The following is a 24,414-nucleotide window of genomic DNA, read 5'->3' as shown; positions in this document are numbered from 1 at the left end:
TACAGAAAACAGATTTTCCCACGCAGCTACACCCAGATACACTAATCTGCATAGATTTTGCATATTTGCTTGGCTGCTTGTTGCTTTACTATTGTTAATTTTGAAGTTTGATTTTTAAATTCCCTATGACCATACCCAACTGGATTACTTTCTCTCGCCTATTGGGGATACCATTTCTGCTTTACGGTTTATATAATCCTACACCTCAAGCTCAGTGGATATGTTTGGCGATTTTTCTTATTGCTGCATTGACTGATTGGCTAGATGGATATTTGGCGCGGAAACTCAACCAAATTAGTGAGTTGGGTAAGTTTCTTGATCCCTTGGTGGATAAACTTCTGGTACTTGCGCCGTTGCTGGTTTTTATTGAATTAGGAAAAGTGCCAGCTTGGGGAGTATTTTTGATTTTAGCGCGAGAATTAGCGATCGCTGGTTGGCGGGTGAATCAAACGACGATTACGGGAGCGAATATTTGGGGTAAACTCAAAACTGTTAGTCAAATAGTTGCGATCGCACTTTTGATTGCGCCTCTGGGTGAAGTGTGGCAAACTCCCTCTCTGATTGCCTTTTGGCTTTCTGTCGTCCTGACTTTAATATCTGGGGGTATTTATCTTGTACCGCAAAATCCAACTAAAGAAAATTCACAGTCAGATACAAAGCGAACCTAAAATAAAACCACTGTAGCGATCGCTTTCAAAAATGATTCAATAAAATTTTATCGGAGTTCTGAGGTATAGTCTTTATTCTTAACCCCTTGTACAGACGCGATTCATCGCGTCTCTCCTCACCCCTAAATCGCGTCTCTCCTCACCCCTAAATATTTTCATGCCATCCAAAATTTTACCACCGCCCCTAAAACCTGGAGACTTACTACGAGTAATTACCCCTAGTGGTGCTTTGCGAGAATTTGAGGCATTAGAACGGAGTGTAGAAATTTGGCGATCGCGTGGTTATCGAGTAGAAATCAGTCCTCAGATAGATGACAAGTGGGGTTATCTTGCTGGTAAAGACGAAACCCGCCGCCACCAACTAGCAGCAGCATGGCAAGATCCTGATTGCCGTGGTATCCTTTGCGCCAGAGGCGGTTTTGGCAGCACCCGTATTTTGGAAGATTGGAATTGGTCAAACTTAGCGGTTCCCAAGTGGCTCATAGGCTTTTCTGATGTCACAGCTTTATTATGGAGCCTTTATACAGCAGGAATTTCCGGCGTTCACGGCCCCGTGCTGACGACTTTGGTAGATGAGTCAGATTGGTCAATTGAGAGATTATTTGATTGGGTAGAAAGTAATTCTTTCGCCCCTCTCAAAGGTTGCGGTTGGGGTGGTGGTGTTGTAAAAGGCACTTTATTACCAGGTAATCTCACAGTCGCTACTCACCTTTTGGGTACACCAATCCTGCCACATCTGGATGGTGTAATTCTGGCACTGGAGGATATTACAGAAGCACCTTATCGCATCGATAGGATGCTGACACAGTGGCGCTTAAGTGGTGCTTTGTCTCAAGTCTGCGGTATTGCTTTGGGCGGTTTTACTCGCTGTGAAGCGCCGCCAACTGTGTCTAGTTTTAGTGTAGAAGAAGTATTGCGCGATCGCTTGGGTGATTTGGGGATTCCGATTGTTTCTGATTTACCCTTTGGTCATGATAGTCCCAATGCAGCCTTACCAGTGGGTATAGAGGTAATTTTAGATGGGGATGCGGGAATATTAGCGATGCCTACGGCGGCAAGCTACGCGCCGTAGTTGAGGGCAAATGTTGATTAGTACTATATCAGTTTCTCATAATTTTTTGAAACCATTGTTCTACGCGATCGCCCATAGCTTCTAAAGAGTATTCAGTTTCTGCTTTCTGACGACAAGCTTGGCGGTCAAGTTCATCCAGACGCTTAATAGCTTCTACCAAACCTTGGACACTATCAGGTTCCACCAAAAAGCCAGTTTTGCCTTCTTGGATAATTTCTGTTAAACCACCCCGACAATAACTAATCAAAGGCACACCGCAAGCAAGTGCCTCTAGTGCCACATTAGGATAAGCCTCTATCCATCTGGGAGTGATTAATAATGCTCGACACTGACCTAATTCCTGTTGAAGTTCGTGTGTTGGTAAAAATCCTCTGTATTCTATCGGAGCATCAGGATATTCTTGACAAATTTTCTCCCAGTAGGGTACATCCTGTATTAATCCAAAGATTTTCATCGGTATACCTGTAATTTTGGCTGCTGCTACAGCATCTTCTAGCCCTTTTTCTGGTGCTATGCGACCTACCCAAGCCAGATCAGAACCAGGTTGACTGCAAAACTGATAAACAGATAAATCCATGCCATTCACTAAACATCTACATTTATCTGCAAATGTAAAAGTAGCAGCCTGGGTTTGACCATGAACACCAATAGTACCTGGAAAGTTATTTGCTACCTGTTCAATTATGTGATCCATAACATCTGTCAAAGAACCCATGCTAATGAGATGGGCGATCGGACGGTTAAAAAATGGTGTTAAATACAGTGGTAGCCAATCATAAGCAAAATTCACAATCAGATCATAATCTGCTTGCACTTGACGAGCATAATCCCACATATTTGCCAGAACAGAATTTTTCGGGATAAAAATTGGCTCAGTGCGAGTCTGATTTTGGGCTGGTATCTGTAGTTCTCCAGGGATTTCTTTAATAGGTAATGAACTGCTAACAGACCCCTGAGGTGCGACAATTTTTACTTCGTGTCCTCGCCGCAGCATCTCTTTGGCAATGTTAGAGATAGTCAATTCCACTCCGCCACCCAATCCTGAACCTAGTGAACCAATTGGAGTGGACATAAATAATAATTTATAGTACATTTTCGTCGTTAATGTATTTTCAAGATCATTTTTTACCTAAACAACTTACTTATTGGGTTTCGCTGTGGCTCCACCCAAAAGACATGCCAAAAAACATGAAATTAAATTCAACTCTGCTTACGGTAGCAGCGAGTTGTAATGAGGTAAGGGTGAAAAACCTCTAAGAAGTGACTCTGAAGTGTATGGAAAAATGTTTCTACTACTTTAGGATCATCTAAATGAAAAGGGTATTCTTGATTAAAACCTTTAAAGAAATACCAATTTACTATCATCTTACCATCAGAGTTCAAAGCTTGATAAAATTGCAATAACTGCTGGCTAGGATCTAACAAATGTTCTAAAACATCAAAGCATAAAATCGTATCAAATTTCTCTTTTTCAGGCATTTCAAGAGCAAAAACTATTTTTTTGTCCAGTTTCATTTTCTCAGCTCGATACTGAACAAAATCACGATTTATCGGATTAATATCATAATAGATTACTTGCTCAACTTGGGGGCAAAGAGCAGCACCAAGGGCATGAGTTCCTATTCCACCACCAAAATCTAATACTCGACCTTGGGCAGAATCTGCAATCAAGCGCAACATATCTCCAATATACTCATGACTTGACAGATGCCAAGCTCCCAATTCAAATAAGTAAAGTTCTCCTACTTTATCACGATAGAATGCACTTGCTTCTTGCCAATTAAAATCTTTATGTCCTAAGTTTTTTATTTCTTCTTTTTCTGCTGCTAACTTTGTTTCTACAGTTTCGGGATCTAAATGTAAAAAATCTTGTATATGATGCTTGAAGTGAAATGAATTTTCTAAAAAGCCACTTAAGAAATAAGGCGTGGTAGAGCTTACCATAAAATTTGTGTCGCAATGGAATAAACGTATTATACTATACAATAAATTTCTACTAGTTTAACTTACTTAGCAGTCGCGCATATTAAAATAAAATATAGTATGTTGGATCAATTTTTTTAAAATAGATAGAAAATAGCTTTTTGTAATTAAAATTGCCTTATTTGCCGGAGGTTATATTCCTATAATAGCCTTATCAAATTCTATTTGAACTCTGATGCAAAAGGATAAATATTTTTTATATTAAGATTGAGAAGTATATATTTTTAATTATAAAGATGTCAATGAACTCATAGATAAAATAAAGATGGATAGGGAGCATCCCAAATGTGCAAGTTTATTTTTATACGGGATTTTGGCTTAGAACAATAATGAAATAACGAACCGCCAAGGACGCCAAGAGCGCCAAGGAAAGAGGTTTGTACAGGGTTTTTGTGTCAATCCCGTACCTTTTGGCAAAATTGGGATGCTCCCGATGGATATCTTCAATACCCTTATAGAGGGTATTGTTTCTAATGGCACGATTCAGGTAGATGACTAGGGTCAATGAGATGGTTGTCAAAAAGCCTTACATGGTTTTGAACGTTTGAGAATAGAGCAACTTAATCTTCAAAAATTGACTACAGGGCGGTGTGGTTTAAGAAGGCTGAAATGATAGATGCCCAACAAATCTAAAAATTGACATGAAAGTTACCCTTTTCCAATCCCAAATTCAAAAATTTTCCCGCCAGTTGACCAATTCTACTTGGCGGCTTTCGCTGATGGGAATTATTCTGAGTATATTTTTCTTATTCTTATATGGTTGTCAGGGGACAGTCCAGAAGAATGACGGAGTAATTCATCTGAGTTTATGGCAATCAATCAATCCCCCTACTAATCGGTATGTGTTTAACAAACTAGTAGCTAAATTTAATCAGACTCATACTGATGTAAAGGTGAAATCTATCTTTATAGGCCAACCCCAATTGCCAAAAATATTAACAGCAGTTGTGGGCAATGCGCCTCCAGATATTCTGTCATTCGATCCTCAATTGACGGGTCAGTTTATGCAATTAGGAGCAATTCGACCTTTAGAAGAATGGCTGGAAAAATTGCCTTTGAAGTCGGAAATTACCTCTAACCTATGGGAAGAATTAAAATTAAACGAGCATCTTTGGTCAATACCCCTTTACACGAGTAATCTAGGCATTTTTTATCGACCTAAACTTTTCCAAGCTGCGGGAATTATGCAAATTCCTAAGACTTGGGAAGAGTTGAGGGAAGTTGCCAAAAAATTGACTATAGACCGGAATGGCGACAATCGGCCTGAACAATACGGAATGTTGCTGCCTTTAGGAAAAGAAGAATGGACTGTATTTAGTTGGTTCCCCTTTTTATTGAGCGCTGGGGGAGAAATTGTAACAAATAACCGTCCAAATTTGACGAATCCAGGTGCGATCGCAGCCTTACAATTTTGGCAAGACCTGTTAAAAGATGGTTCAGCAACCCTTTCTTCCCCAGAGCGAGGTTATGAAGAAGACGCTTTTATTTCAGGCCGCGTTGCAATGCAGATCACAGGCCCTTGGACTTATATCATGAAGTCTAATGTTGACTTTAACGTATTCCCTATACCTGCAAATGTGAAACCTGCTACAGTGACAGCCACTGGAAATATGTATTTGATGAAGACAACACCAGAAAGGGAGCAAGCCGCACTAAAATTTTTAGAGTATGTTCTAAGTGAAGAATTCCAAACAGAATGGAGTATAGGGACGGGTTTTTTACCAGTTAACATTAAATCTGCCCAAAGTCAGGCTTATCAAGAATTTATCCAGCAAAAACCTGTCTTGAAAATCTTTATTGACCAAATGTCTGTATCAGGTTCTCGACCAATCATTCCTGGCTATAGTCGTTTGTCTGACAGTTTAGGTCGAGCCATCGAAGCCACCATGCTAGGCGCATCTCCAGAAACAGCACTCAAACAAGCTCAAGCAAACCTTGATTCAATTTGGGATTCCCTACAATCTAGATAAAATCTAAAATCCTAACTAAGGTTTCGTTTTTACTTAGCTTTGCTAAAACTAGGTTTCAAACCCGATACTTAATTATGATTAACCAGAAATTCCATTCCGGCGATGTGAATTTCTTTTCAAGGTACATAAGCTAATTGCTGGTATAATTCCCAAAATTAATGCTGTAAATCCTTGTCCACTCCAATATAGTATAAAAGTACGATTGGCTTCTGGAATCAAATTTTGCACAACAAAAAGCAACCAAATCAAAATAGTGATCCAGAAAAAAGAGATTGAGGGTACAAAATTCCACCACCAAATGTCTGTTGTATATCGTCTCAATACCAGCCACTGGCAAAGCCCCAGCCAAATACCAGAAATAATATATGCGATCGCAGACAGAAATCCAAAAATAAAAGTCTGCTCAGGAGATAAAGTTTCATTTAACGATATGGCAATACTTGAAAGATAGTTAATCCAGGCTGTAGAAACGCCGTTAGCAATCAGCCAACCTACACTAGTAGCAAACATCCACTGCCAACCTGATAAATATCGGTAAAGGACAAGGCTCTGATCGGCAGCAAAAATCACAGCAAATATAACATTGCTAAGACTTCTGACCAAAATGCTCCATGTTTGTGGTTGGATAACAACACTAGGTGAGGTTTGGAGAATAATTTTCTCTAAGGCGATACTGGCAACGCCACCCACAACCCATCCAATTAGGGTCATTAAGGTAAACTGAATAAAGAACCTCTGTCGCTGCGATCGCGGAATCAAAAACTTTCCTGGGTTAGGCTCATTATTAGCAGATGCAACATCATCGGAACTGTTAGAGTCAGTTTGCATAGGGAGTTAGGGGAGTGGGGAGTGGGGAGTGGGGATGAGGGAGTAGCGGAAGAAGAACTATTGATTATTAACCAATGCCCCATGCCCAATTCCAATTCTCAGTTCAATATTGATTCTTGTTTTATCCTATTTCTCACTCCTTAGTCCCCACTCCCTATTCCCCACTCCCCAGTCCCTTTTATTCTGAAAAAGCGTAATCCCAGAATGATAAGCTAAACAGTGGCATAAAAATTGTGACTTAGGATGAAGTGATAAATGGGTGTTTATTCAACGACTCCTCATCTCTTACGGGCTGCTCGTGGTGAAGTAGTAGATCGTCCCCCTGTATGGATGATGCGACAAGCGGGACGATATATGAAAGCATATCGAGACTTAAGAGAAAAGTATCCTTCCTTTCGCGATCGCTCTGAAATTCCAGAAGTAGCAATTGAAGTTTCCTTGCAACCCTGGAGAGCTTTCCAACCAGACGGAGTAATTTTATTTTCTGATATTGTCACCCCATTACCTGGTTTGGGCATTGACATGGATATTGCCGAAGGTAAAGGGCCAATCATTCACTCGCCCCTCCGCACTCAAGAACAAATTGAACGCCTGCATCCTTTAGAACCAGAAGCAGCTCTACCATTTATCAAAACAATCTTACAAGCGCTACGTTCGGAAGTAGGCGATAAATCAACCGTGTTGGGCTTTGTGGGTGCGCCGTGGACATTAGCAGCTTATGCCGTGGAAGGAAAAGGTTCTAAAACCTATTCCATCATCAAAAACATGGCATTTTCAGATCCGACGATATTGCATCAACTGTTAGCTAAATTAGCAGATGCGATCGCTATCTATGCCCGCTACCAAATTGACTGTGGCGCTCAAGTTGTGCAAATGTTCGATTCTTGGGCGGGTCAATTGAGTCCTCAAGATTATGACACCTTTGCTCTCCCCTATCAGAAGCGAGTTTTCCAACAAGTCAAGCAAACCCACCCCGATACACCTTTGATTTTGCTAGTTAGCGGTAGTGCAGGTGTGTTGGAAAGAATGGCACAATCTGGCGCTGATATTGTCACTGTAGACTGGGCAGTGGATATGGCAGACGCACGAGCCAGATTAGGTAAGCATGTCAAAGTTCAAGGAAATCTAGACCCAGGTGTGTTATTCGGCTCTAAAGAATTTATCCGCGATCGCATTCTTGATACCGTTCGCAAAGCTGGTAACTGGGGTCACATTCTCAATCTCGGTCATGGTGTCTTACCAGAAACTCCCGAAGAAAATGTTGCTTTCTTCTTTGAAACAGCAAAGGAATTGAATCTTGCAGGAGTTAAGGGTTAGAAGTTATGAGTTATAAGTTATGAGTTAGGAGTTATGAGTTATAAAGTTATCAGTTGCGAGGTGCAAAGTTATCTTTTATTCTTAATTCCTCACTTCTAACTCCTAACTTTATTAATAACTCCTGATTGGGAACTTTTAACTTAATTCTTAACTCTTAACTACTAACTCCTAACTTATTAAAATCTTAGTATGAGCCAGAAACGGATTTTAGTGACTGGTGCAAGTGGTTGTGTAGGTCATTATTTAACAGAAGCCTTAATTAACGAAACAGATTACGAATTGTATCTACTAGTTAGGAACCCAAGCAAACTGCAAGTTGATATTAAGGCACGTTCGGGTATCAACGTTTTGCAAGGTGATATGCAAAATATTCGCCAATTTGCCGATTTGCTATCTACAATTGATACGGCAGTACTCACAGCCACAGCTTGGGGTGGTGATAAGACATTTGATATTAACGTCGTCAAGACTATAGAGTTGCTGGAACTGCTAGATCCAGAACGTTGCCAGCAGGTGATTTATTTTTCGACAGCTAGCGTTTTGGATCGGTACAATCAACCATTAAAAGAAGCTGGGGAAATTGGGACAGATTATATCCGTTCCAAATATGAGTGTTTAGAGAAAAAAGAAAAATTAGCGATCGCACCCAAAATTACCACAGTATTTCCGACTTTAGTTTTGGGTGGTGATGCTAATAAACCCTATTCTCCTATCACATCTGGTATTGCAGAAGTGACGAAATATATCAATTTGATTCGCTTTTTAGAAGCAGATGGCAGTTTTCACTTTATCCACGGACGAGATATTGCCACTGTTGTGCAATATTTAATCGATCATCCTATCGAAAACGATCAACCACGTTGGCTTGTTTTAGGTCAAGCACCGTTAACTGCTAATCAAGCAGTGAAACAAGTTTGTGCTTATTTGGGCAAAAAGATTTACTTTCGCATTCCCATATCTATAGCATTGGCTAATTTGATTATTGTTTTGTTCCGCATTCGGATGGCCGCTTGGGATCGGTTTTGCATGAACTATCGGCATTTTACTTATGAAACATTCATCAATCCCGATAGTTTCGGTTTGCCAAATTATTGTGCAACTATGAGTGATGTTTTAAAAATTAGTGGTGTTAAAAGTGCCAAGTAGAGTATTTAACACTCTTAATATTGAGTTAAAAACATCTCATACCAAATCAAGGATATTTAAAAAATTAGTAAAAGCTTGCGTAAGTACAGCCTGTCAGTAGAAAAAATCAGGCAATATTTTTATGAGTATGTATAAATTAACCGGAATGTTAAGATAGAACAACTTTAATAAAAAGTCAATAGCTCTTTATTTTCGTTAGAGTGGGATAACAATCAAAGTGTGAGGATTGATACTACATGCGAATCTTGTTAGTGTATCCAATATTTCCCAAAACCTTTTGGTCTTATGAAAAAATCTTGGAGTTAGTCGATCGCAAGGTTTTATTACCACCTCTGGGTTTAGTAACAGTAGCGGCGATTCTACCCCAAGAATGGGAATTTAAGTTGGTTGATCGCAACATCCGCGCAGCAACAGAAGCAGAATGGGAATGGGCAGATATAGTAATTCTCTCTGCGATGATTGTCCAGAAACAAGATTTACTTGAACAAATCCAGGAAGCCAAAAAACGTGGTAAGTTAGTCGCAGTTGGCGGCCCCTACCCCACCTCTGTACCTCACGAAGTTGAAAATGTTGGTGCAGATTTTCTGATTTTGGATGAAGGCGAAATTACTCTCCCTATGTTTATTGAGGCAATCAAACGGGGAGACACATCTGGCACTTTCCGCGCCACCGAGAAACCTGATGTCACCAGCACACCAATACCCCGCTTTGATTTATTAGAATTGGATGCTTATGACATGATGTCGGTGCAGTTTTCGCGCGGGTGTCCCTTCCAGTGCGAATTTTGCGACATTATTGTTCTCTACGGGCGCAAACCGCGCACCAAAACCCCAGCCCAACTGTTAGCAGAGTTAGATTACCTCTATGAATTGGGTTGGCGGCGGGGTGTGTTCATGGTGGATGATAACTTTATTGGCAACAAACGAAATGTAAAATTGTTGCTCAAAGAGTTAAAAGTTTGGATGGCAGAACACAAGTATCCCTTCCGGTTTGACACTGAAGCTTCAATTGACTTAGCCCAAGACGCAGAAATGTTAGAGCTGATGGTTGAGTGCGGTTTCTCGGCGGTGTTTTTGGGAATCGAAACGCCGGATGAGGATAGTTTGCAAATGACCAAGAAGTTTCAAAATACTCGCAGTTCTCTAACTGAGGCAGTGGAAACCATTATCAAAGCCGGATTGCGCCCAATGGCTGGGTTTATTATCGGGTTTGATGGCGAAAAAGCAGGTGCAGGCGATCGCATTGTCCGCTTTGCAGAACAAGCAGCAATTCCCTCTACTACCTTTGCCATGTTGCAAGCGTTACCTAATACTGCGCTTTGGCATCGCCTGAAAAAAGAAGGACGACTCCGGGAAAATCAAGATGGCAACATCAATCAAACAACATTGATGAATTTCCTCCCCACCCGTCCTCTGGAAGAACTTGCACGAGAATATATTGAAGCATTTTGTACTTTATATGACCCAGTGCAGTACTTGGATCGTACCTATCGCTGTTTCTTGATGATGGGTTTGCCAAGCTGGAAAGCGCCAGCGAAAATGCCAGAGTGGGTGGTTGTGAAAGCGTTGCTAATTGTAATTTGGCGACAAGGAATCAAACGAGAAACCCGTTGGAAGTTCTGGCATCATTTGTTTAGTATTCTCAAGCGTAACCCTGGAGTTATTGAACATTACATCGCAGCTTGTGCCCACAACGAGCATTTTCTAGAGTACCGGCAAATTGTGCGCGATCAAATTGAAAGTCAGCTAGCTGAATATCTCGCACAAGGTGCAGAAACGCCTTATGTGCTAGTGAAGGAAAAAGCGGAGGAAAAAGCGGAAGCGGTAGTCAGTTAGTTTCATTGGAAAATAACAAGTGATATTATGTCCGCTTGATTACTTATAGCTTTTCTTAATTAAATGAGGTACATCATAGTCCCCTCTCGAAAAGCGGGAGGGGGTTGGGGGTGGGGTTCTTTTATTACGGGTAATTTGGCGGACATAATATTATCTACCGCGATCGCGTTCTAAATCATCAATCACTTTTTGCAAATACCAATCGTCTGACATCCCAGGATGGTAATATTGCTTCTGCTGAATTAATCTTTCAGCAATTTCCCAATATCCGCCAACCATTCGCAAAAGTCGCTGACGTAGTAGGTTATATTTTTGCTTTTTTGACTCTGGACTAAATTTTTGAATTTTTTCTAAGCTACTTAAGACTTGTTGATAATTTCCCCAGTCTTCTTGTTCACAAAAAATACTCGCCGCCCGTTGATAATCTTCTAAGGCATTTTGCATTTCTTCTGTGCAAGTATAGGCAATGCCGCGATTGTAGTAAGCTTGAGCATCATTAGGGTTTATTTTTAATGCTTGGGTGTAATCTTGAATTGCACCGAAATAATTACCCATTGTCCGATAGGCATTACCTCTGGCAATATAGACTAAAGGATCTTCGGGTTGCATCTGAAGTGCTTGATTCAGATCCGCGATCGCACCTTGATGATCGCCCAATATAGAACGGGCTTTACCTCGATTGCGATAGACAATGGCATCTTGAAAATCTAATCGCAATGCTTGATTAAAATCTGCGATCGCTTCTCGATAATTACCCATTTTACAACGCACAACCCCACGACAGCAGTAAGCTTGGGCATCTTGCGGATCAGCTTTTAATACCCAATTTAAATCGGCGAGTGCCTCTTGGGTATCTCCCTTTTCAGCCTTTTCTAATAATTGCGTGAAATATTCATTTGTGGATAAAATGGGCGCATTTGAAGAAGGTGATTGTTGTACAACAGGTAATTCTTGGGGTTGTAGCTGTTTAATTTGTTCCAAACACAGACGACAATTGTCTTTATCCTGTTGTTCTAGATATAACCCAGCAGCTTTTTTAAAATTAGCGATCGCGTCTTGAATATAACCCTGTTTGCGCCGCACTATCCCCCGTAGATTATAAGCAGGAGCATAATTGAGATTGAGACGAATAGCGCGTTCAACATCATCTAGCGCCCCCGGTAAATTTTTCAGCGCCACCCTAGCCAATCCACGACAATAATATGCCTCTACACTCTCAGGATTCAACTTTATGGCTTCGGTATAATCTGAAACAGCTTTAAGGATTGCTCCTGAGTCATAATGTGCCAAACCCCGTTGCAAGTAAGCTTCGGTAAAGTAAGGTGTCAGTTGTAAAGCATGGTTAAATTCCTCAATTGCTCCAGCGTAGTCTTTTCGCCTAGCCTTTTCCAATCCTCTATTGTAGAATTCGTCATTCATAGCATTTGTTTGGTTGATTCAGTTAGTTGAATTCCAGCACGCTTGTTTCGTAGCCTCACCTATACACTTACCTTTAATATTTTAAGTATTCAGCGTGCTTTTCTTCTGGTGTATTAAAAAATGTATCAATAAGAATCTATGGTTATTCTGGATTTATGCTTCCGGTTTGTAAAGATGCCGGGCTAACTAACAGGGCTAATAAGATTTCAACGATAGAAAAAATTGTGGCTTTATGAATTGATATGGCAACTTTAGCAATCAAGTTAGATAAACCACTATAGCAGTCCTAAATCATTCGTGAACAATAAGATCCCCGATTTCTCAAAGAAGTCGGGGATCTGAGCCTGTCGATTTTCACAACTCATCTGGGATTGCTATATCAGCACGATTATTTCCAATTACAAATAAAAAAATGGGGAAATGACTACATTCAATTCCCCATATCTCGTAAATTGTAAATATTTACAGTTAACTAAAGTTATCCTGAAAGTAAGCTAGGAGAAGTCAGTACAAAAACATCCAAGCTTCCTTGAGCATCAGTTTGTGGTTTTATGGGATTGCCGAAGTGGAAAAATTCATGATCGTTAACCAATAATAGTTCACCCGGATTTAGAACTTTGCTAAACACAGGTTTTTCTTTTTTGGCAGTATACAAATGTGCTTCTCCACCTTGAATATTATCTCTGTCTACTGAAAATATGCCAATAAAATCAGTTCCATCTTGATGTATACCTTCAGGCGCTAGATTGCCAAAATTCCCTGGTGAACAAGTAATTCTAATTTGATGAACTCCGATTTCAGCTTCAGGATGAAGTTTACAAGAATCACTAAATGCTAAAACAAGATTTTTAAAAATATCAAGTTTTATGAGTGCATCATCTAATTCTGCAAACTCTCTTTTGATGCCACCCATTAATGGATTATCCTCTTTACTTTGAAAGAAGTAGCCATGAGGTAATTTGATTAAACCATTTCCAGAAACTATAAACCGAGATAATCTTCTCGAACGATAGTTGCCTTTGATATAAGGGTCAATAGGCATATTACTAAAAAATGGTTTGAAACCTTCTGGATTTATCGAATTTACCTTTCTTAGAGTAAACAGAAAAGCATATTCTAATTCCGTTGCTGTCCCCAATTTTTGCATAGGATTTACCTCCTTGCATATTGAAATTCTCCCGAATTTTTCTTTATGGGAGACTTATAATACTTAGTGTATGCTACTTTTTATTACTATGTTGTTAATTTGACTACAAAAATTGACAATCCATGATATAGAAAGTTACTCAAATTCTGCCGCAGGGCGGAGTAGCTGCTGAAAATATCTGCTATTGAGGGGTAGATAGGTAAGGAATCGACGTATATTTACTAGCAGCAACAAGGTTTTATAATGATAGATTGGCTTTATCGCTACCCACCTTTGTATCCGGGTATTTTACTCAAGCGTTACAAGCGGTTTTTTGCTGACGTTCAACTTACTTCTGGCGAAATAGTGACAGCACACTGTCCAAATACAGGGCCAATGACTGGAGTATCAACTCCCCAAAGTGCTGTACAGCTTTCCAAAAGTGATAATCTTAACCGCAAATTGGCTTACACTTTAGAACTAATTCAGGTACATGACAACGAGCCGACTTGGGTAGGCATAAATACTTTCTTGCCCAATCGGGTGGTAAAGCTAGCTTTGGCGAAATATCTTTTCCCAGAATTGGGCGACTATAGCCAAATCAAGGGTGAGGTGGTTTATGGGCTAGATAAAAAAAGTCGAGTGGATTTTTTCTTAACGGGGAGTGATGAGGAACGCCCAATTTATTTAGAAGTGAAAAATACAACTTTGTCTGAGGGGAGACTAGCTTTATTCCCTGACACGGAGACTACAAGAGGACAAAAGCATTTGCGAGAACTAATGGCGCTGTTACCTCTAACTCGTGCCGTGATGCTTTACTTTATTAATCGTAGTGATTGTACTGAGTTCTCCCCTGGCGATCGCACAGATCCTATATATGGTAGATTATTACGCGATGCGATCGCTCTCGGTTTAGAAGTCTTACCTTGCCGTTTTGATATTTCCCCCGAAGGTATCCGTTATTTGGGTTTGGCTAAACTAAAAATTTGATTATACCTAATTAAATCTAAACGCATGAAACAATAAATCCATCTAGACAGTATCTAGATGGATTTATTGGTAGTTGGTGTTTACTAAAAAACATTCAACCACACTGTCATAGAGAAACGACTACAGATAGCCGTCGCCCCAAAAATAGCATTAGCTATTCTGACGTTTGCTTATGCAGGAATCAAAACTGTGTCAATTACGTGGATGACACCGTTATCAGCAGCAACATCTGCTGCTGCAACAGTTGCATCATTGATTTTAACGCCATTAGAAGCGTCGATTTTTACATCTGAACCTTCAACTGTTGTAGCTGTCTTTAGCTTAACTACATCAGCAGCTAGTACCTTGCCTGAGACTACATGATAGGTCAAGATTTTGGTGAGCTTAGGAATATCTTGAAGTAATGCGTCTACTGTACCTGCTGGAAGCTTATTAAACGCTTCATCAGTAGGTGCGAAGACGGTAAATGGCCCAGGACCTTTCAGTGTATCTACTAAACCAGCTGCTTGGATTGCTGCAACTAGTGTGTTGAAAGAACCATTATTAGCGGCGGTGTCAACAATATTGGCCATGTGCTTTACCTAGTTCTGTGTAACTTGTTACAAATCTAAACTATTTATTTAATAAAATCTATCTATCGTTAGAGGTAGGGCGAATAAAAATTTTTATTGATACCATAAATAATTGTCTATATTTTTATAAATTTAAAGAATTGCATATACAATGTCTAGGCGGATGAGTTACCAGCACTTCTGTAGGACTAATAATTGATTTCTGAAAAAGCTCGGTACAGTTCAAAAAGCCTAATTCTTTATTCCCTACTCCCTACTCCCCGCCCACGTAGATAATTTCAAAAATCAAATACGATTCCCATAGGATGCGTAGGTTACCACCGCAGGCATCGCGCCTTTTTTATACAGAGGCAGAGCGATCGCTATACAATTTCAATAAAAAAGTACGTCAACATAATTAATAATTAGTAATTCATAATTTCAATCAGTCTTTCCTGACACTACTAGCATTCAACTTTCAGATAATGTTTGCTTAATGTCATAAAAGCGATATAGAGGTATTGACAAATACAGTAGCTCTAAATCGATTGTGAGAAAATAATAAGGGTGTAAATTTAACTAAGTATTGGGTGCAAAATGTAGAGGCATTCGCTAACTGAATTGAACAAAACCTAGCGAAAACCTCGTGAAATCAAAGGCGCATTTACACACAAACTTATAAGGTAATTAAAATGACTTACGATTCAGAAGATGTGCAAAAAATCCTTCAAATAGCACTCGCTCGTAAACAGGAAGGTGGATTTTCACGAGAACAGCTTAGAGAAATGGCATCTGACTTAGGTATCTCTTCTGATATTTTGGAAGCAACTGAAAACAAGTGGTTGGCTCAAGAAGAAGAGGAACGTTTGCGACGCACATTTAATACTTTCCGACGCAGAGCTTTTAGGGCAAATTTGGTTAGCTTTGTAGCGGTGAATTTATTCCTTATTCTTTTGAATCTAATAACTAGTCCTAGTTATTTTTGGGCTATTTTTCCAGTATTAGGATGGGGGTTAGGACTATTTTTTCATTGGTGGAGTGTTTATCAGAGTAAATCAGAGGGTTATGAGATAGCTTTTCAGAATTGGCGTACAAAAATTTAACTCCTCCCTACTTTTAAGAATGGAGATGTCAATAAGATGCTTTAAGTTTTAACTCATTTTATGATGGGAATCCAATTTGATTTTTGAAAAGCCAAGTTGACTGAAAAGCTTGCTAAATCAAGTTTTGGTTCTCAGTATATTCCGCAAAACTCAAATCGAATCGGCGGGATTCCCGCCGATTTAGTCATTGGTACTAATGACTAATGACCAATGACTTGAATTGCCGTGAAATAATTAAGTTAGATTCCTATAATTTTTTGAGGCGTAGGCGTAGCCCGTCGTAGACATCGCTTCATTAGTAACTGTGGCGGAAGCTTGCCTGTTGTTAAGCCCCAACTCTTGGAGTCGAGAGTAATTTTTCACCTAGAAATGGGGAAATTTCCGTACTTGATACTTTGCTGACTTCACTACTAGATAAAATTCTCTCAGTCCTTGGATAAATTTATCTTTAATAGTCTGCAAATGTGCTTAGGGTAAGGCTTTCCACTGCTCTAGTGTTGCCTAAAAAATGATAAGGGTAACTTCTGTGTGGTCATTGAGGCTAATCCAAACCTCTTTAGCGAGAAATTTAGGATATTCAGCCAGCCCTATTGTCCAAATTTGTGCGTCCTTCTGAATAAAATTTTCCCTTAAATTCGGGACAACCTTAAACTTGAGTCGTTCTCTAAGCACACCCTGCGATCTCTGTGTTTGCTAATTTGCCAAAATAGAGATGTAGGCTAGAGTAACCACGCTTTTAGCATAGCTTGATTGCCTACACTCAGGAGCAATAATCGGCTGGTTTGAAATAATTTAAGAGGAAGGGAGTATGGAAAGCAACAACTGGTTGCAACAGCTTATGATGGTGGGTCTTGGCACAACATCTTTAGTAGCAGAAAAACTGCGCCAAGTCAGCGATGATTTAGTTAAAGACGGTAAGCTCAATCCAGAGCAAGCCAAAGCAGTTATAGATGATATTGCCCAGCAGTTAAAGTCGGAGCAGGGAAACTTTGATGTTCAAATGCAACGGCAAATGCGAAATATGATGCAGGATTTGGGGGTAGCTCGCCAGTCGGAAGTAGACGAGTTGCGCGGTAGAATTGACCGTTTAGAGCGTCAATTGCGCGATTTAGAAAATAAGCTTTGGCGTTAAGATGTCCTTTCTGATTTAAACTAATTGTGTCCTGTTGGTAATGTTTTTGCCAGGATACCTAAGTAAGGAGAACTGATTTTGAAAGCAATTTTCCTCAGCGTGGCGTTCATGCTGGCGTGTGTTGTGCTTTTGGTTGTGGGGCAATTAGGCACTAAGCAGAATACTGCCATTGCTGCCGAATTAACCCAAACGCTGCCAGCGCCCACAACTTTAACTGAAAATAATACTCTAATTGCGAGTCATACTATGTCTGATGCTAATGCCGTAACTACCCCCTCGTCTGGTGATAATGTCGTAACTACCCCCTCTGGATTAAAGTATGTCGAGTTAAAAGAGGGGACTGGGGCGACTCCTCAACCTGGCCAAACGGTTGAAGTTCACTATGTCGGCACTTTAGAAGATGGTACTAAGTTTGATAGTTCACGCGATCGCGGCCAACCCTTCAGCTTTAAAATTGGCGTTGGACAGGTAATCAAAGGTTGGGATGAAGGACTTAGCACTATGAAAGTAGGCGGTCGTCGTAAGTTAATCATCCCCGCAGAGTTAGGCTATGGCGCTCGTGGTGCTGGTGGCGTGATTCCACCGAACGCCACTCTGCTGTTTGATGTGGAATTACTCGGAGTTAAGTAGAAACTAGGGCATGGGGAATTGGGCATTAGTTTTTCCCAATCCCAGCCCCCAATTCAATAGCTAAATTTTTAAATTTTGAAACTTTGTAAACTGTGGATTAAACAAAAGTTTCGCAGTACCAGTAGGCCCGTTGCGGTGTTTAGCTATAATTACTTCTGCAATGCCGCGATCGGGAGTATCGGGAGAGTAATATTCATCGCGGTACAACATTATTACTAAATCCGCGTCCTGTTCAATGGAATTATGAACAATAATATTATTTGCAACAAAATTATGCGAACCAGGAACCGTAAGATCAAAGACTTCTTCCTCGCCGCTATATTCAATTGAAAGTATCTCGTCCCAATAAACATCACTTTTGGCAAGAGTAACCAGTTTAGATGATTGAACAACTTTGCCGACTTTTAGAGCTTCTTCCCGACTTAAATTTACTTTGTAAAGAGTAGAGCCACAAAACGAAACTCCAATGGAGGCTTGTAAGATCCGTGTGGTGAAGCCAATAGCTTGCATCGCAGGTACAACCTCTATTTTCCAAACATCCTTCGGAATTATATCTCTATTAGGGTTGTGAATACTGTTTTCAAGGTATTGGAAAATATCCTGGAGTGAACGTAGTTTATATTCTCCAACTGCTCCAACATGAATAATAAACAACTGGAGATCAGGCTTACCAGTGATTATTACATGATATTGATTTCTACCTTTCCCAACTTGAGGAACTGCCCTGAGTGTTGCGTTAATGCCAAGTCTTAACAAAAGTGTCTGTATATCAAAAGCTAGTCTCTGACTACTCGTTGCATAATATGCAATAGGTCTTAATTTTTTTCCTGTAACCAATTTTATACAGCCATCTGTACTCCAAAGGTGTCTTAGAAAGCAACCTATTAACTCTTGAGGTTGTGAGAACAATTCTTGAGGTACAAATTTTTCATAAGACCTTAAACCAAAAACACCGAGCGAGTCTAGCCATTTGGCTATTGGATTTCTCACACGATGAGTAAGATGTTGTGCTGCGGATAAATAAACTTGATACCACCCACGTTCAGGTGAAATTCTAGGAACAATTGAATCTCCAAAAACTTCTGTTGCCAAGAAAGCAACATTCTGAGCTAAATCTATTTCTCTAGTAGTGTACTGTATGACATGACGTGGTAATGTACAACCGTCGCCAATTAAATGCCCTAATAATGCAACTTCGGCATAAGTCATGGTTTGTTTACCAGGACTGGAGAGATTTCTTGGTAAACATAGATGTTGTTTAGGAGTTAACTCATCAAGTCTTTTCCAGCCATTAATTGTTAAAAATTTGTGATTACCTGTGGCACGGATTTTTCGACCTAATCGAGTTGTTAAAGTAAACAGAGGCTTTATACCTGTGGAAAAAGCATTGCTAACAATTGCCTTTTCTAGCTGCATTGTAACTTCGTTCAACGCCCAAACTACAAAACCAGATTTACCTGCTAATTCCCTAATTGGTACTTGCAGCCCACTATCTGCTAATGTCACCAGACTATCGCCTGCTAAACAACCAGATTCTCTCAAATCAGATAACATCGGGCGTTTGTTAGTGCGTGCTTCGACACCTCGACTCAACTGAGATAAAGCAATAACTGGTACAGATAATTCCCGCGCTAAACCTTTGAGTTGACGCGTAATTTTTGACAATTCTTGAACGCGATTATCACCTGCTCCTTCCATCAATTGCAAGTAATCTATTACAATCAAACCCAGTGTTCCTTGCTCTGCTTGAAGTCTTCTTGCCTGACTACGCATTTGTGTAACTGTAATATTCGGTGTGTCATCAATATAAATTGGCATCTCAGAAAGGATACCAATAGCACGACTTAAAGGTTCCCACTGTGTTTGACTTAAGCGGCCAGTTCGCAGATAACTACTTTCAATTTGCGCTTCGCTAGCTAATAGACGTTGCGTCAATTGCTCTTTTGACATTTCCAAACTGAAAATACAAACTGGTAGTTTCTTCCGCTCGTCAATGTTATCACGCTTGATAATAATTTCGTAATTGGCAATATATTGTGCAATATTCATCGAAAAGCTTGTCTTTCCCATTGCAGGTCTAGCAGCGACAATAATCAAATCAGAACGCTGAAAGCCGCCGGTCATCGCATCTAAATCGTAAAATCCGCAGGGAATACCAGGTAAGGCAATACCTTGATTTCGATCCTCAATATCTTGGAAATTATTAATTAGAGTATCAGAAATGTGAATTAAACACGATTGGGGACGCTCTTGAGTAACGCCAAAAACTTTCTGTTCTGCCTGATCTAAAACAGTTGGCAATTCGGTTTCTGTCTCGTAACCAAGATGTACAATTTCATTGCCAGCTTTAATTAACTGTCGCCGCAGGTATTTGTCCATCACCAACCCTGCTAAGGCATCGATGTTCACGGCTGACACTGTGCGGTCTACCAGAGTTGCTAATTTATTTCTCCCGCCAATGCGAGTAAGCAAATCATGGTCAGTCAGCCAACTTGTGACTGAAAGTAAGTCTGTGGGTTTACCTTGGGTGTGGAGCCTCACAGCTGCTTGATAAATATCTTTGTGAGCGCTAATGTAAAAAGCTTCTGGAAGGAGGCGATCGCTAACTCGACTAATCGCTTCTGGATCTAGTAATATACCCCCCAAAATCGCTTCTTCCGCCTCAATATTTTGGGGTGGGAGGCGTAGTTTACCGCCGTAGGCATCGCTACCATCGCCTTGAAAATTCAGTGCTTCAGCCATAAACGATTTTAGTTTTGAGATGAAAGCTATTTGAGAGTGGGGAGTAGGGAGTAGGGAGTAGTGAGTGGGGTTTAGGAGTTATTAGTCACCCTTAATTCCCTTGCTCTCTCATCTTCCTCATCCCCTTCATCTCCTCCCCCGCCAAACTTAGCTAGCGACGACTTGAATATCGACTTGTGCCGTTACTTCCGAATACAGCTTGATTTCAGCTTGATAAGTACCAAGGTGATTAATATCAGGGATAGTAATTCCACGCCGATCGATTTCTTGACCGGTGGCTGCCTTAATTGCATCTGCAACATCTTGAGTGGTGATAGTACCGAAAATTGCTTCGTTTTCACCAACTTGTTTAGCAATTGTCAAGCTGCCAACTTTTTCTAAAGATTCTTTTTGCTCAATAGCTTGTTGTCTGAGTTCTAATTGCCGTTGACGCTCTTGCTCACGACGGCGTTCTACTTGCTTGAGAATACCAGGAGTGGCATTGGTTGCCAATTTTTGGGGAATCAGATAATTACGAGCGTAGCCAGGAGCTACTTCCACTAAATCGCCAGATTTTCCTAGCTTACTGATATCCTGATTTAAAACTAACTGCACGCGCTTCGCCATCGTTTTTCGTTTTTCCTGTAAAATCTAATTAATTTGGGTTTGGGCAGCATAGCTCACAATGTCAGTGCTGTATTCCAAGCTTGTGTGCCTATACCCTAAAGCTTACAGATCCTAGCGAAAGGAAGGGTGCGATCGCAACTATTAGAGAAAATTGAATGAATTGGGGAATGGGGAGTGGGGAGTGGGGAGTGGGGAGATGAGGGAGCAGGGGAGGCAGGGGAAGAAAATTAATGACTAATGCCCAATGCCCCATACTTAAAAAGTATTTCTCATTTCCCGTATCCGTGCAAAGGTTTGGACTGCATCGCTACTCTTAACAGTTGATTGTAGTGATTGCTGATCCCAACGTAAAAAGGGATTTGTTCGCTTCTCCACTCTTAACAGCGAGGGGATGGTAGCTTCTCCTCGGCTACGGTAAGCTTTTACTTCATTGAAGCGTCTTTGTAAGTCGGTATTGTCGCCATCCACAGTTAGGGCAAATTGCAGATTTTTCAAGGTGTATTCGTGGGCACACCAGATGCGTGTATCATCGGGTAGAGAGCGCAGTTTGCTTAAAGAGTCCACCATTTGGCTCGGTGTTCCTTCAAACAAGCGACCGCAACCGCCAGAAAATAAGGTATCGCCGCAAAATAAGTCGCCTGTCTCACCAGCTTTTTCCGGGGGAAAGTAGTAAACGATGTGAGCGCGGGTATGTCCGGGAACGAAGATAACTTCAGCTATGCGGTCTGCAAACCCGACGCGATCGCCTTCTTGCAAAAACACCTGCTGACCGGGAATTCTACCACGATCTTCCGCTCCTCCATAAACTATCAGTTGCGGGAATTGTTCTATTAATTGCTTATTACCACCAACATGATCGTTATGGTGGTGCGTATTAAAAATTGCTACTAAATCAGCTTTTAATTCTGCCAGTTTCTCTAATACTGGTAGAGATTCCGCCGGGTCAACAACGGCAGCAATATTTTCTTTATGGTCGTGTAGCAAGAATATGTAGTTGTCTGAGAGTGCTTCTAGACGGATTACCTGCATTACCTTTGGCTCCCTTACAACATAGATGTTTGGTATAAAGTAACAATCCTAAGTCTAAGCAAGTAAGTAAGCTACTTGCATAAATTATTTTAAGCATTTATACGCAACTTAGCACAAATGTAATGCGTCATTAATAGTTATGATAATATACAACCGTAGTTATACCGTAAACATACCACAATAAAGCAAAATTTCTCTGGATTTATCAGTGAATTTTCTCTGGAAATAACCGCAAATACAAAGTTAGATTTATTTAATTATTTCCTGTTTTAAAGATATCAAAAATTCATTCAATCATAGTGGCTATTTTCTTTAAAATCTCAGGTTGAATAAAATTTAAATTCTAGTATGTATACACATTGGTATGTTAAAGCTTAAACAAATATTAGGAATATTGGTTTCTATAATTTTTATACATGTTAGTAATCTCTGCAAAATCTGGACAACTAGGCAATCGATTATTATTATCTGCTCATTTTATGGCATTTGCAAGTGAAAATAATTTAACAGTTTTAAACCCGGCGTTTGAAGAGTATGCAGATTTTTTTAACTCAACATCTCAAGATTTTTTATGTTGTTATCCTTCTACTCGATTTTCAATTTCAGGAAATAAACTGTTACGTAAATACTACTATAAAATAAATCGTTATTTAGCTGAAAGTGGACGCTTTAACACAATTGAGATTAAGCGTAATCAGCCCTTTAACTGGAGCAATTCAAGCATTACAAAAGAGTTGAAGCCAGAAAGTATAAACTTTTTTCAAGGGTGGGTATTTCGGGATGGATGGTTTGTAAATGATATATCAAATTTACAAAAACATGGGGAAAAAATCCGTGCTTACTTTCAACCTTTAAAGAAGTATCAGTTAAATGTAGCAAAACTTATATCCAATATTCGTAGCCAGACTGATGTGCTGATTGGAGTCCATATCCGTCACGGAGATTATCAGAAACATCAAAATGGCAGATATTTTTATTTAGTCGAAAATTATTTAAAGGTGATGGAATCAGCACAAATGCTATTTCCTAATAAAAAAGTGACATTTTTGATTTGCTCAAATCAAAAACAAAATGACGAATATTTTCAACATTTATCTTATGTTTATGGCAATAATCATATAATTGAAGACATGTATTCTTTAGCTGAATGTGATTATATTATTGGCCCTCCTAGTAGTTATAGTATGTGGGCATCATTTTACGGTGAACGACCCCTCTACATGATTAAGAATGTAAATAAAACGTTAAAAATCGAAGATTTTGTCCACTTTTACCAATGGCAAGGAGTTTGTTACTATAACGAAGACTGGAGTAAAAGTTTTTGGGAATGGACACATTAAATTAGGTTGACAGGCTAGGATACAAAGTAAGAATTATTTAACTTATTTATGAAAAAAGAGACTAGAGGATTTATTACCATTTTAACTGGACTTTACCCTTTTCAAGATTGCATTCACTTTTTAGCGGCAGTTAGAAAGTTTCATGAAGAACCAATAATTATTTTAATTGATCAAGTTCCAAAAGTTCTCTATCCTTTTTTAAAGACTTTCAAAAATGTAATTTTAAAGCCTGCTCCTGCAAATGAAAATACTGTTTTAGCATCACGGCAAGCAAAACTGGCTTTATATGCAGCCTCTGAATTTGATAAAACTATTTACTTAGATTCAGATATTTGCTTACTTTCCGACCTCAACGATGTATTTGAGTATTTGGATGAATATGATTTGCTATTAACTGAAGATGTGCAACCTTCTATTGTTAAAGCTACAAATTTACTACGGGGAAAGCAAGAAGACATTTTGCCGAATGTTTTGCAAATACTGCAATCTATTGGGTTCCCTTTACAAGCAGATAGTGTGCAATATAATAGTGGTTTGATAGCTTTTAGGAAAACAGAAGTCAACAAGGTGTTTTTTGACGAATTTAAACGTTATTTTGAAATTGTCAAAAATAATCAAGATAAATTGCTTTTAAAAGATCAAGGGGCTTTTGCTTCTGCGATCGCATCTGTAAGCCCTAAAATGAAAATACTACCACCTACCTATAATTATCTCAGTAAATGGGAGGAGGCTTATAATATTCAGGATAAAATTAAAGTTCTTCACTGTACCTATCCTTATCGACCTCAATACGCTAAAAATATTACCCGTTCGTTGTACACAAGGGTATTTGACAGATTTGCTAAAGTATTTTTACCCAATCAAGTTACAAATCCCTGGCGCAAGAAATGACATCTTCTTATGAATATATGCACAAGGCTTTTTCCT

General features: G+C 39.7%; 22 protein-coding genes and 1 pseudogene. 13 read left to right on the top strand and 10 right to left on the bottom strand.

The window, feature by feature from the left end; genetic code table 11:
* Positions 1 to 125 precede the first annotated feature (125 nt).
* Both pgsA and CDC33_RS26525 read left to right on the top strand, forming a co-directional pair.
* The gene (pgsA, locus tag CDC33_RS26530) at positions 126 to 668 is read left to right on the top strand and encodes a CDP-diacylglycerol--glycerol-3-phosphate 3-phosphatidyltransferase (RefSeq protein ID WP_109011458.1); all 543 of its coding nucleotides are present in this window, start codon (positions 126 to 128) and stop codon (positions 666 to 668) included.
* Between the two features lie 157 nt (positions 669 to 825).
* Positions 826 to 1,740, top strand: a complete 915-nt coding sequence (locus CDC33_RS26525) for a S66 peptidase family protein (RefSeq protein WP_109011457.1) — start codon at positions 826 to 828, stop codon at positions 1,738 to 1,740.
* Positions 1,741 to 1,768: 28 nt separating this feature from the next.
* On the opposite strand, the gene CDC33_RS26520 is transcribed toward CDC33_RS26525, so the two are convergent.
* Positions 1,769 to 2,812 carry a glycosyltransferase family 4 protein gene (locus CDC33_RS26520; protein WP_244919357.1) on the bottom strand — a complete coding sequence of 348 codons (1,044 nt, stop codon included), beginning with the start codon at positions 2,810 to 2,812 and terminating at the stop codon, positions 1,769 to 1,771.
* A 128-nt stretch (positions 2,813 to 2,940) separates the two neighbouring features.
* Positions 2,941 to 3,684, bottom strand: coding sequence for a class I SAM-dependent methyltransferase (locus CDC33_RS26515; protein WP_109011455.1), 744 nt, complete (start codon positions 3,682 to 3,684; stop codon positions 2,941 to 2,943).
* Positions 3,685 to 4,364: 680 nt separating this feature from the next.
* Here CDC33_RS26515 and CDC33_RS26510 point away from each other — a divergent pair.
* Positions 4,365 to 5,693 (top strand): ABC transporter substrate-binding protein, encoded by a 1,329-nt coding sequence (locus CDC33_RS26510; protein WP_109011454.1) that lies wholly within the window; start codon positions 4,365 to 4,367, stop codon positions 5,691 to 5,693.
* A gap of 78 nt (positions 5,694 to 5,771) precedes the next feature.
* Here the strand turns inward: CDC33_RS26510 and CDC33_RS26505 are convergent, their stop codons facing one another.
* Positions 5,772 to 6,521 (bottom strand): hypothetical protein, encoded by a 750-nt coding sequence (locus CDC33_RS26505; RefSeq protein WP_109011453.1) that lies wholly within the window; start codon positions 6,519 to 6,521, stop codon positions 5,772 to 5,774.
* A gap of 255 nt (positions 6,522 to 6,776) precedes the next feature.
* On the opposite strand from CDC33_RS26505, the gene hemE reads away from it, so the two are divergent.
* The 3 genes from hemE (at position 6,777) to CDC33_RS26490 (ending at position 10,819) form a co-directional block, all read left to right on the top strand.
* Positions 6,777 to 7,838: a uroporphyrinogen decarboxylase gene (hemE, locus tag CDC33_RS26500; protein ID WP_109011452.1), complete on the top strand. Its 1,062-nt coding sequence runs from the start codon at positions 6,777 to 6,779 to the stop codon at positions 7,836 to 7,838.
* A gap of 189 nt (positions 7,839 to 8,027) precedes the next feature.
* On the top strand, positions 8,028 to 8,984 hold the full coding sequence (locus tag CDC33_RS26495) for an NAD-dependent epimerase/dehydratase family protein (RefSeq protein ID WP_109011451.1): 957 nt from the start codon (positions 8,028 to 8,030) through the stop codon (positions 8,982 to 8,984).
* A gap of 236 nt (positions 8,985 to 9,220) precedes the next feature.
* On the top strand, positions 9,221 to 10,819 hold the full coding sequence (locus CDC33_RS26490) for a B12-binding domain-containing radical SAM protein (protein WP_109011450.1): 1,599 nt from the start codon (positions 9,221 to 9,223) through the stop codon (positions 10,817 to 10,819).
* 150 nt (positions 10,820 to 10,969) lie between these two features.
* On the opposite strand, the gene CDC33_RS26485 is transcribed toward CDC33_RS26490, so the two are convergent.
* Positions 10,970 to 12,238 (bottom strand): tetratricopeptide repeat protein, encoded by a 1,269-nt coding sequence (locus CDC33_RS26485; protein ID WP_109011449.1) that lies wholly within the window; start codon positions 12,236 to 12,238, stop codon positions 10,970 to 10,972.
* Between the two features lie 131 nt (positions 12,239 to 12,369).
* Here CDC33_RS26485 and CDC33_RS40655 point away from each other — a divergent pair.
* Positions 12,370 to 12,736 (top strand): annotated as a pseudogene (locus CDC33_RS40655) (hypothetical protein); the annotation flags it as partial.
* On the opposite strand, the gene CDC33_RS26475 reads toward CDC33_RS40655, so the two are convergent.
* Entirely contained in the window at positions 12,717 to 13,385 is a 669-nt protein-coding gene (locus CDC33_RS26475) for a 2OG-Fe dioxygenase family protein (protein WP_109011448.1), read from the bottom strand. The pseudogene CDC33_RS40655 and the gene CDC33_RS26475 sit on opposite strands and share 20 nt — an antisense overlap.
* A gap of 243 nt (positions 13,386 to 13,628) precedes the next feature.
* Here CDC33_RS26475 and sfsA point away from each other — a divergent pair, with 243 nt between their 5' ends.
* Complete coding sequence (sfsA, locus tag CDC33_RS26470) at positions 13,629 to 14,354, top strand: DNA/RNA nuclease SfsA (protein WP_109011447.1); 726 nt, start codon at positions 13,629 to 13,631, stop codon at positions 14,352 to 14,354.
* Between the two features lie 170 nt (positions 14,355 to 14,524).
* On the opposite strand, the gene CDC33_RS26465 is transcribed toward sfsA, so the two are convergent.
* Positions 14,525 to 14,926: a fasciclin domain-containing protein gene (locus CDC33_RS26465; protein WP_100901082.1), complete on the bottom strand. Its 402-nt coding sequence runs from the start codon at positions 14,924 to 14,926 to the stop codon at positions 14,525 to 14,527.
* Positions 14,927 to 15,597: 671 nt separating this feature from the next.
* Between CDC33_RS26465 and CDC33_RS26460 the strand changes: the two genes are divergently transcribed.
* A complete protein-coding gene (locus CDC33_RS26460; protein WP_109011446.1) occupies positions 15,598 to 16,008 on the top strand; it encodes a 2TM domain-containing protein in 411 nt (136 codons plus the stop codon).
* A gap of 501 nt (positions 16,009 to 16,509) precedes the next feature.
* Here the strand turns inward: CDC33_RS26460 and CDC33_RS41720 are convergent.
* Positions 16,510 to 16,680, bottom strand: coding sequence for a TIGR03792 family protein (locus CDC33_RS41720; protein WP_369694355.1), 171 nt, complete (start codon positions 16,678 to 16,680; stop codon positions 16,510 to 16,512).
* Between the two features lie 136 nt (positions 16,681 to 16,816).
* Here CDC33_RS41720 and CDC33_RS26450 point away from each other — a divergent pair, with 136 nt between their 5' ends.
* Both CDC33_RS26450 and CDC33_RS26445 read left to right on the top strand, forming a co-directional pair.
* A complete protein-coding gene (locus CDC33_RS26450; RefSeq protein ID WP_109011445.1) occupies positions 16,817 to 17,140 on the top strand; it encodes a phasin family protein in 324 nt (107 codons plus the stop codon).
* Between the two features lie 78 nt (positions 17,141 to 17,218).
* Positions 17,219 to 17,770: an FKBP-type peptidyl-prolyl cis-trans isomerase gene (locus CDC33_RS26445; RefSeq protein ID WP_181374136.1), complete on the top strand. Its 552-nt coding sequence runs from the start codon at positions 17,219 to 17,221 to the stop codon at positions 17,768 to 17,770.
* A 60-nt stretch (positions 17,771 to 17,830) separates the two neighbouring features.
* On the opposite strand, the gene CDC33_RS26440 is transcribed toward CDC33_RS26445, so the two are convergent.
* From CDC33_RS26440 to gloB, 3 genes are all read right to left on the bottom strand, one after another.
* Positions 17,831 to 20,512: a replicative DNA helicase gene (locus CDC33_RS26440; RefSeq protein ID WP_109011443.1), complete on the bottom strand. Its 2,682-nt coding sequence runs from the start codon at positions 20,510 to 20,512 to the stop codon at positions 17,831 to 17,833.
* A 147-nt stretch (positions 20,513 to 20,659) separates the two neighbouring features.
* A complete protein-coding gene (gene rplI / locus CDC33_RS26435; RefSeq protein WP_109011442.1) occupies positions 20,660 to 21,118 on the bottom strand; it encodes a 50S ribosomal protein L9 in 459 nt (152 codons plus the stop codon).
* Positions 21,119 to 21,373: 255 nt separating this feature from the next.
* Complete coding sequence (gene gloB, locus CDC33_RS26430) at positions 21,374 to 22,147, bottom strand: hydroxyacylglutathione hydrolase (protein ID WP_109011441.1); 774 nt, start codon at positions 22,145 to 22,147, stop codon at positions 21,374 to 21,376.
* Positions 22,148 to 22,563: 416 nt separating this feature from the next.
* On the opposite strand from gloB, the gene CDC33_RS26425 reads away from it, so the two are divergent.
* Together CDC33_RS26425 and CDC33_RS26420 are read left to right on the top strand one after the other, a co-directional pair.
* Positions 22,564 to 23,487 (top strand): alpha-1,2-fucosyltransferase, encoded by a 924-nt coding sequence (locus CDC33_RS26425; RefSeq protein ID WP_109011440.1) that lies wholly within the window; start codon positions 22,564 to 22,566, stop codon positions 23,485 to 23,487.
* 48 nt (positions 23,488 to 23,535) lie between these two features.
* The gene (locus CDC33_RS26420; protein ID WP_109011439.1) at positions 23,536 to 24,378 is read left to right on the top strand and encodes a glycosyltransferase family protein; all 843 of its coding nucleotides are present in this window, start codon (positions 23,536 to 23,538) and stop codon (positions 24,376 to 24,378) included.
* Positions 24,379 to 24,414 lie beyond the last annotated feature (36 nt).

It is taken from the genome of Nostoc commune NIES-4072 (genome assembly GCF_003113895.1).
Taxonomy (GTDB): Bacteria; Cyanobacteriota; Cyanobacteriia; order Cyanobacteriales; family Nostocaceae; genus Nostoc; species Nostoc commune.
The sequence above is the reverse complement of the archived record's forward strand: the minus strand, read 5'-3'. Positions and strand labels throughout refer to the sequence as shown.

Excerpts from the sequence above, each read along its gene's own strand:
- pgsA (WP_109011458.1), top strand. The coding sequence starts at position 126 with ATGACCATACCCAACTGGATTACTTTCTCTCGCCTATTGGGGATACCA.
- CDC33_RS26525 (WP_109011457.1), top strand. The coding sequence starts at position 826 with ATGCCATCCAAAATTTTACCACCGCCCCTAAAACCTGGAGACTTACTA.
- CDC33_RS26520 (WP_244919357.1), bottom strand. The coding sequence starts at position 2,812 with ATGTCCACTCCAATTGGTTCACTAGGTTCAGGATTGGGTGGCGGAGTG.
- CDC33_RS26515 (WP_109011455.1), bottom strand. The coding sequence starts at position 3,684 with ATGGTAAGCTCTACCACGCCTTATTTCTTAAGTGGCTTTTTAGAAAAT.
- CDC33_RS26510 (WP_109011454.1), top strand. The coding sequence starts at position 4,365 with ATGAAAGTTACCCTTTTCCAATCCCAAATTCAAAAATTTTCCCGCCAG.
- CDC33_RS26505 (WP_109011453.1), bottom strand. The coding sequence starts at position 6,521 with ATGCAAACTGACTCTAACAGTTCCGATGATGTTGCATCTGCTAATAAT.
- hemE (WP_109011452.1), top strand. The coding sequence starts at position 6,777 with ATGGGTGTTTATTCAACGACTCCTCATCTCTTACGGGCTGCTCGTGGT.
- CDC33_RS26495 (WP_109011451.1), top strand. The coding sequence starts at position 8,028 with ATGAGCCAGAAACGGATTTTAGTGACTGGTGCAAGTGGTTGTGTAGGT.
- CDC33_RS26490 (WP_109011450.1), top strand. The coding sequence starts at position 9,221 with ATGCGAATCTTGTTAGTGTATCCAATATTTCCCAAAACCTTTTGGTCT.
- CDC33_RS26485 (WP_109011449.1), bottom strand. The coding sequence starts at position 12,238 with ATGAATGACGAATTCTACAATAGAGGATTGGAAAAGGCTAGGCGAAAA.
- CDC33_RS26475 (WP_109011448.1), bottom strand. The coding sequence starts at position 13,385 with ATGCAAAAATTGGGGACAGCAACGGAATTAGAATATGCTTTTCTGTTT.
- sfsA (WP_109011447.1), top strand. The coding sequence starts at position 13,629 with ATGATAGATTGGCTTTATCGCTACCCACCTTTGTATCCGGGTATTTTA.
- CDC33_RS26465 (WP_100901082.1), bottom strand. The coding sequence starts at position 14,926 with ATGGCCAATATTGTTGACACCGCCGCTAATAATGGTTCTTTCAACACA.
- CDC33_RS26460 (WP_109011446.1), top strand. The coding sequence starts at position 15,598 with ATGACTTACGATTCAGAAGATGTGCAAAAAATCCTTCAAATAGCACTC.
- CDC33_RS26450 (WP_109011445.1), top strand. The coding sequence starts at position 16,817 with ATGGAAAGCAACAACTGGTTGCAACAGCTTATGATGGTGGGTCTTGGC.
- CDC33_RS26440 (WP_109011443.1), bottom strand. The coding sequence starts at position 20,512 with ATGGCTGAAGCACTGAATTTTCAAGGCGATGGTAGCGATGCCTACGGC.
- rplI (WP_109011442.1), bottom strand. The coding sequence starts at position 21,118 with ATGGCGAAGCGCGTGCAGTTAGTTTTAAATCAGGATATCAGTAAGCTA.
- gloB (WP_109011441.1), bottom strand. The coding sequence starts at position 22,147 with ATGCAGGTAATCCGTCTAGAAGCACTCTCAGACAACTACATATTCTTG.
- CDC33_RS26425 (WP_109011440.1), top strand. The coding sequence starts at position 22,564 with ATGTTAGTAATCTCTGCAAAATCTGGACAACTAGGCAATCGATTATTA.
- CDC33_RS26420 (WP_109011439.1), top strand. The coding sequence starts at position 23,536 with ATGAAAAAAGAGACTAGAGGATTTATTACCATTTTAACTGGACTTTAC.